General features: G+C 67.1%; 6 protein-coding genes and 1 pseudogene. All 7 read left to right on the forward strand.

The window, feature by feature from the left end; translation table 11 throughout:
- Positions 1–176 precede the first annotated feature (176 nt).
- Positions 177–1,067: a ubiquinol oxidase subunit II gene (cyoA, locus tag VF592_RS02875; protein WP_331004096.1), complete on the forward strand. Its 891-nt coding sequence runs from the start codon at positions 177–179 to the stop codon at positions 1,065–1,067.
- Positions 1,064–3,103 carry a cytochrome o ubiquinol oxidase subunit I gene (cyoB, locus tag VF592_RS02880; protein ID WP_331004097.1) on the forward strand — a complete coding sequence of 680 codons (2,040 nt, stop codon included), beginning with the start codon at positions 1,064–1,066 and terminating at the stop codon, positions 3,101–3,103. Before cyoA ends, cyoB begins: the two co-directional genes overlap by 4 nt.
- A complete protein-coding gene (gene cyoC, locus VF592_RS02885; protein ID WP_331004098.1) occupies positions 3,100–3,762 on the forward strand; it encodes a cytochrome o ubiquinol oxidase subunit III in 663 nt (220 codons plus the stop codon). The genes cyoB and cyoC overlap by 4 nt, the downstream gene beginning before the upstream one ends.
- Complete coding sequence (gene cyoD / locus VF592_RS02890; protein ID WP_331004099.1) at positions 3,759–4,160, forward strand: cytochrome o ubiquinol oxidase subunit IV; 402 nt, start codon at positions 3,759–3,761, stop codon at positions 4,158–4,160. Before cyoC ends, cyoD begins: the two co-directional genes overlap by 4 nt.
- Positions 4,160–5,590 carry an NAD(P)/FAD-dependent oxidoreductase gene (locus VF592_RS02895; protein ID WP_331004100.1) on the forward strand — a complete coding sequence of 477 codons (1,431 nt, stop codon included), beginning with the start codon at positions 4,160–4,162 and terminating at the stop codon, positions 5,588–5,590. The genes cyoD and VF592_RS02895 overlap by 1 nt, the downstream gene beginning before the upstream one ends.
- The gene (gene rpiA, locus VF592_RS02900; RefSeq protein ID WP_331004101.1) at positions 5,587–6,273 is read left to right on the forward strand and encodes a ribose-5-phosphate isomerase RpiA; all 687 of its coding nucleotides are present in this window, start codon (positions 5,587–5,589) and stop codon (positions 6,271–6,273) included. Before VF592_RS02895 ends, rpiA begins: the two co-directional genes overlap by 4 nt.
- A 54-nt stretch (positions 6,274–6,327) precedes the next feature.
- Positions 6,328–6,728 (forward strand): annotated as a pseudogene (locus tag VF592_RS02905) (transketolase); the annotation flags it as partial.

Here is a 6,728-nt window from a genome sequence, read left to right on the forward strand (position 1 = left end):
TGCTCCTGATGGTCTAATCGATCGCTAAGTAGTTGACTTTTCTTACGGGTCAACATGCATTGCCGATTTTATCGCCTGTTCGTGATCTTTGGCACGCTTTGATCAATTCCATTCGGAAAGGCTTTGATCGCGGCTGCGCCCACCGCTAGACGAGCGCAACCGCAGGGAGGTCGCGAATGCCCGGACTGATCCGAGGGGGAGTATGGGCGCGCGCCGGCGTCTGCGCGCCGGTCGCGGCGCTCGCCGGATGCGGCGAGATGGGGCTGCTCGATCCCGCCGGGCCGGTCGCGGCGGGCGAGCGCGCGATGTTCTTCAACGCGGTCGTCATCATGCTGGCGATCATCGTGCCGATCATCGTGCTGACCTTGTACTTCGCCTGGCGCTACAGCGCGAAACGGCCGCGCGGCCAGTACACGCCAGACTGGTCCTATTCCGGGCGGCTGGAACTGCTGGTCTGGTCGATCCCGGCACTGGTCATCATCTTCCTGGGCGGGATCGCCTGGATCGGCAGCCACGAACTCGAACCGTCGCGCCCGCTGCGCTCCCCCGTTCGCGCGCTGCCGGTGCAGGTGATCTCGCTCGACTGGAAATGGCTGTTCATCTATCCCGAACAGGGGCTGGCGAGCGTCAATCGCCTGGTCATCCCGGCGGGCACGCCCATTTCCTTCCGCATCACGTCGGGCACCGTCATGAACAGCTTCATGGTGCCCCGGCTCGGCAGCCAGATGTACGCGATGGCGGGGATGGACGGAAAGCTGAACCTCCAGGCCGACAAGCCGGGGCGCTACCGCGGCCTGTCGGCGCATTATAGCGGCGAAGGATTTTCGGAGATGGCGTTCTTCGCCGACGCGGTGACCCCCGCGGAGTTCGCGGCGTGGGTGGCGCGGACCAGGCGGGCGGGACCGGTGCTCGACGCGCCGGGCTATCTGAAGATCGAGCGGCAGGCGGCCACGTCCAAGCCCTATACCTACCGCGCGGTCGCGCCGGGGCTGTACGAAGCGGCGTTGAAGCAATCGGGCGTCAGGGCGAGCGAAGAACAACGCAGCGGCCGGGAGGACACGGAGTGAGCAAGCCGCCCAACGAGTGGAATCCGGTGACGGGCAAGCTCGGCCTCAACTCGATCCCGTGGGAGGAGCCGATCCCGCTGCTCGCGGGTGCCGCGGTCGGCGGCGTCCTGTTCGCCACCTTGTTCTATGTCTGGCGCAAGGGCTGGTTTCCTTATCTGTGGCGCGAGTGGATCACCTCGGTCGACCATAAGCGTATCGGCATCATGTACTGCATCTTCGCACTGGTCATGCTGCTGCGCGGCTTTTCCGACGCGATCCTGATGCGCACGCACCAGGACCTGATGTACAATAACGGCGGTTACCTGCCGCCCGAGCATTACGATCAGGTGTTCACCGCGCATGGCGTGATCATGATCTTCTTCGTGGCGATGCCGTTCCTGACGGGGCTGATGAACTTCGCGATCCCGCTCCAGCTGGGCGTGCGCGACGTGGCGTTCCCGACGCTCAACAATGTCAGCTTCTGGCTGACCGCGTCGGGCGCGCTGCTCGTCAACATCAGCCTGGTCGTGGGCGAGTTCGCGAAGACGGGCTGGGTCGTCTATCCACCGCTGTCGGAGCTGCGCTTCTCGCCGGGCGTGGGTGTCGATTACTACCTATGGGCGCTCCAGATCGCGGGGGTGGGGACGCTGCTGTCGGGGGTGAACCTGGTCACCACCATCCTCAAGATGCGCGCGCCCGGCATGGGGCTGACGCGGATGCCGATGTTCTGCTGGACGTCGCTGGCGGCCAATCTGCTGATCGTCGCCGCCTTTCCGATCCTGACCGCGACGATGGGGATGTTGCTCCTCGACCGCTATCTCGACTTCCATTTCTTCACCAACGACGCGGGCGGCAACGCCATGATGTTCGTCAACCTGGTCTGGGCCTGGGGGCATCCCGAGGTCTACATCCTGGTGCTGCCGGTGTTCGGCGTGTTCTCCGAAGTGGTGTCGACCTTCTCGTCCAAGCCGCTATTCGGCTATCGGTCGATGATCGTCGCGACCATGGTCATCTGCCTGCTGAGCTTCACCGTCTGGCTGCACCATTTCTTCACCATGGGGGCGGGCGCGGACGTGAACGGCTTCTTCGGGGTGACGACGATGATCATCGCGGTGCCGACGGGCGTGAAGGTGTTCAACTGGCTGTTCACCATGTTCCGCGGACGCATCCGCTTCACCACGCCCATGCTCTATTCGATCGGGTTCATCGTCACCTTCGTGATCGGCGGCGCGTCGGGCGTGCTGCTCGCCATCCCGCCGGTCGATTTCGTGCTCCACAACTCGCTGTTCCTGGTCGCCCATTTCCACAACATCGTCATTCCGGCGGTGCTGTTCGGGCTGTTCGCGGGCTATACCTATTGGTTCCCCAAGGCGTTCGGCTTCACGCTGGACGAGGTCTGGGGCAAACGCGCCTTCTGGTGCTGGATCGTCGGCTTCTACGTCGCCTTCATGCCGCTCTACGTGCTGGGGCTGATGGGGATGCAGCGGCGGATGAACGCGCATTATGTAGAGGCGTGGACGCCCTGGCTGATCGTCGCCAGCGTCGGCTCCGCGATCATCGCGCTGGGCATCTTGTGCCAGATCGTCCAGCTCTGGGTGTCGATCAGGACGCGCGACCAGCGGCGCGACGAGACCGGCGATCCGTGGGACGGGCGGACGCTGGAATGGATGACTACCTCGCCCCCGCCGCTCTACAATTTCGCGGTGCTGCCCGACGTGTCGGACGAGGAAGCCTATTGGTCGCTGAAGGGCAAGGCGATCGAGGAGAAGCGCTTGAGCGAACGCCCCGAGCGTTATGAACCGATCGAGATGCCGCGCAACTCGCCGACCGGCTTCATCACCGCCTTCTTCACGACCGTGCTGGGCTTCGCGGCGGTGTGGCACATCTGGTGGCTGGTGGTCCTGGGCGTGCTCGGCGCTTGGGCGACCTTCACCCTGTTCGCTTGGCGCGACCATCACGAGTTCGAGGTGCCCGCCGACGAGGTGGAGCGGCTCGACGACGAGCGCCGCGCCGCCAAGGCCAAGCTGCTCGGCCTGCCGCGCGAGGTGCCGGCATGAGCGCGACCACCGCCCAGGGTGGGCACCGTGCCGGGCATGGCGACCCGCACCGGCTGGGCCATGGGGACGAGCGCCCGATCGGCGAGCGCGGGCCGGCGCCCAAGCGCATCATCGTCGGCTATGGCTTCTGGATCTTCCTGCTGTCCGACTTCGTCATGTTCGCGGCGTTCTTCGCCGCCTATGCGGTGCTGGCGGGCGAGCTGGCCGGGGGACCGCGCGGGCGCGACATCTTCGAGCTGCCCTTCGTGCTGGGCGAGACGGCGCTGCTGCTCCTGTCCTCCTTCACCTGCGGCATGGCGACGCTGGCGGTGGCGAAGCGCGACGTCTTCTGGTTCCAGCTCATGATGGCGGCGACGGGCCTGCTCGGCGCCGGGTTCCTGGCGATGGAATTGTACGAGTTCGCCCATCTGATCGGCGAGGGATACGGCCCCGACCGCAGCGCGTTCCTGTCGAGCTTCTTTGCGCTGGTCGGATTGCACGGCGTCCATGTGCTGGCCGGGCTGCTCTGGCTGCTGACGATGATGGCGCAGGTGCTCGCCAAGGGCTTTCGCGACGACATCGAGCGGCGCATCCTGTGCTGGGCGCTGTTCTGGCACGCGCTGGACATCATCTGGGTGGCGCTGTTCACCGTGGTCTATCTGTTCGGGGTGATCCTATGAGCGAGCGCGAGCGGACGGAGCATAGCGACACCGACAATGCGCCGGGCGACGAGAGCGAGGCCGACGGCTTCGACGTCGCCAGCGGTATTCGCGGCTATGTGGTCGGGCTGATCGCCGCCGCCGCGCTGACGGCGGCGTCCTTCTGGGCGGTGCAGACGGACGTGATCTACGTGCCGGGCGTTCCGGTCTTCCTGGTGGCGCTGGCGATCGGGCAGATGGGGGTGCATCTGGTGTTCTTCCTCCACATCACGACCGGGCCGGACAACACCAACAATGTCCTCGCGCTGGCGTTCGGGGTTCTGATCGTGGGGCTGGTGCTGGTGGGGTCGATCTGGATCATGTCGCACCTCAACCATAATATGATGCCCATGGAGATGATGAAGCAGATGCAGCGCTGATGACGGGCAGGACCGTCTGCATCGTCGGCGCGGGGCTGGGCGGGCTGGCGGCGGCGATCCGGTTCCGCGAGGCGGGACACGAGGTGCGCGTCTTCGAGGCGGCGGACGGGGTCGGGGGCGTGTGGCGCCACAACCGCTATCCCGGCTGCGCGTGCGACGTGCCCGCGATCCTGTACCAGCTGTCCTTCGCGCCCAATCCGCATTGGCAGCATCATTACGCGCGCCAGCCGGAGATCCTGGCCTATGCCGAGGGGCTGGTTGAGCGGTTCGGGCTGGGCGAGGGCCTGAGGCTGGACGAGGGCGTCACGCGCGCGGCGTGGGACGGGAACGGCTGGATCGTCGAGACGACCAAGGGTGCCGCCGAGCGCTTTGACCTGTTCGTGCCCGCGGTGGGGCAGTTGAGCCGTCCGTCGGTGCCCGACCTGCCGGGTCTGGACGCCTTCGCCGGCGACGCGTTCCACTCGGCGCGCTGGCCCGAGGGGATCGACCTCACTGGCAGACGCGTCGGCGTGATCGGTACGGCGGCGAGCGCGGTGCAGCTCGTGCCGGAACTAGCCAAGGTGGCGGACCATCTGACCGTGTTCCAGCGCTCGCCCAACTGGATCGCGCCGCGCGACGACAAGGCGGTCACGCCGGAGGAATTGGCACTGATGTTCACTCGCCCCGAAATGGCGGTGAAGCTGGGCGCGATGCAGCGCGAGATGATCTTCGAGAATGCGGACCATTATTTCTGGCAGGTGTTCGAATGGACGCCCGAGGGTCGCGCGGCCTTCACGCGGATCGCGCTCGACCATCTGGCCGCGCAGGTGCCCGACGCCGCGCTGCGGGCGCGGCTGACGCCCGACTATCCGATCGGGTGCAAGCGGGTGTTGTTCGCCGACGATTTCTATCCGGCGCTGATGCGCGAGAACGTCGCGCTCGACGATGCGGCGATCCTGCGGGTGACGGCGGACGGCGTGGAGACGGAAGCGGGGTTCCACCCGCTCGACGCGCTGGTGTTCGCGACGGGGTTCGCGACGACCGACTGGAACTGGTCGTTCGAGGTGCTGGGCTGCGACGGGCTGTCGCTCCGCGACGCCTGGGCGGCGGCGCCGAGCGCCTATCTGGGGATGCTCGTCCACGGCTTCCCCGACATGTTCGTCATTTACGGGCCGGGGACGAATCTGGGGCACAATTCGATCACCTATATGATGGAGCGGCAGGTCGACTTCGCGGTGCGCGCGGTCGAGCGGGCGGGCACAGTCGAGATATCGGCGGCGGCGCAGGCGCGGCAGGACGCCGAGCAGCAGGCGGCGCTGGCGCAAACGGTATGGGCCGACCCCGCCTGCCATAGCTGGTACAAGCGCGCCGACGGGCGGATCACGCAGAACTGGTCGGGGAACGCCGCCTCCTATGGTCGTGCGCTCGAAGCGGCGGAGCTCGCCGCATGAGCGCCGACGGGGACAAACGCGCGGCCGCCGAGGCCGCCGTCCTGGAGGTCCGCGCGGGGATGATGGTCGGGCTGGGCACCGGCTCCACCGCCGCGCACATGATTCGGGCGCTGGGACGGATAGTCGCGGGCGGTCTCGCCATCGACGCGGTCGCGACGAGCGAGGCGTCGGCAACGCTGGCGCGCGAGCTGGGCATCCGCGTCCACGATTTCGCGGGGGTCGCCCGGGTCGACCTGACGATCGACGGCGCCGACGAGATCGACGACCGGCTGCTGGTGGTGAAGGGCGCGGGCGGGGCGATGCTGCGCGAGAAGTGCGTGGCCGCCGCCAGCGACCGGATGGTGGTGATCGCCGACGGGGCCAAGCGCGTGGGCGCGATCGGCGCGGCGCGGGTGCCGGTCGAGGTGTTGCCCTTCGCCCATGGTTTCGTGGCGCGGATGCTCACGGAACGGTCGGACCCGCTGCTGCGGATGGCTGGAGGCGAGCCCTACCGGACCGATCAGCAGATGCTGGTCGTCGATTGCGCCTTTCATGATCTGTCCGACCCGCAAGGGACGGCGGCGTGGCTCCAGGCGATCCCGGGCGTGCTCGGCCACGGGCTGTTCCTGTCGGAAGTCGATGCGGCCTATCTGGCGACGGACGGGGTCGTGACGAAGCTGGAACGACCTGCCGATCCGGATTAAGGGGCAACCCTAACGCGCGCCCCGCGTTCGACCCCCGAACCACATGAGGCAGAGATGACCGACGTGAGCACCACCGAGCGGCACGGCGTCGACGCGTATCGCGCCGACGCTTATCAGGGGGACGGGTCCCCCGAACGCCTCGCGATCGACACGATCCGCACGCTCGCGATGGACGCGGTGCAAAAGGCCAATTCGGGGCATCCCGGCACGCCGATGGCGCTGGCACCCGTCGGGCACACGATCTGGACCCGGTTCCTGCGCTACGACCCCGCCAGGCCCGACTGGCCCAATCGGGACCGCTTCGTGCTGTCGGTCGGCCATGCGTCGATGCTGCTATACGCGCTGATCCACCTGGCCGGCATCGAGGAGATCGACGCGGACGGCAACAAGACCGGGCGGCCGGCCGTGTCGCTCGACGATATCCGCGAATTCCGTCAGCTGTCGAGCCGTACCCC

The organism is Sphingomonas sp. (assembly GCF_036388435.1).
Taxonomy (GTDB): Bacteria; Pseudomonadota; Alphaproteobacteria; order Sphingomonadales; family Sphingomonadaceae; genus Sphingomonas.

Coding starts and splice junctions, on each gene's coding strand:
- cyoA (WP_331004096.1), top strand. CDS start 177: ATGCCCGGACTGATCCGAGGGGGAGTATGGGCGCGCGCCGGCGTCTGC.
- cyoC (WP_331004098.1), top strand. CDS start 3,100: ATGAGCGCGACCACCGCCCAGGGTGGGCACCGTGCCGGGCATGGCGAC.
- cyoD (WP_331004099.1), top strand. CDS start 3,759: ATGAGCGAGCGCGAGCGGACGGAGCATAGCGACACCGACAATGCGCCG.
- VF592_RS02895 (WP_331004100.1), top strand. CDS start 4,160: ATGACGGGCAGGACCGTCTGCATCGTCGGCGCGGGGCTGGGCGGGCTG.
- rpiA (WP_331004101.1), top strand. CDS start 5,587: ATGAGCGCCGACGGGGACAAACGCGCGGCCGCCGAGGCCGCCGTCCTG.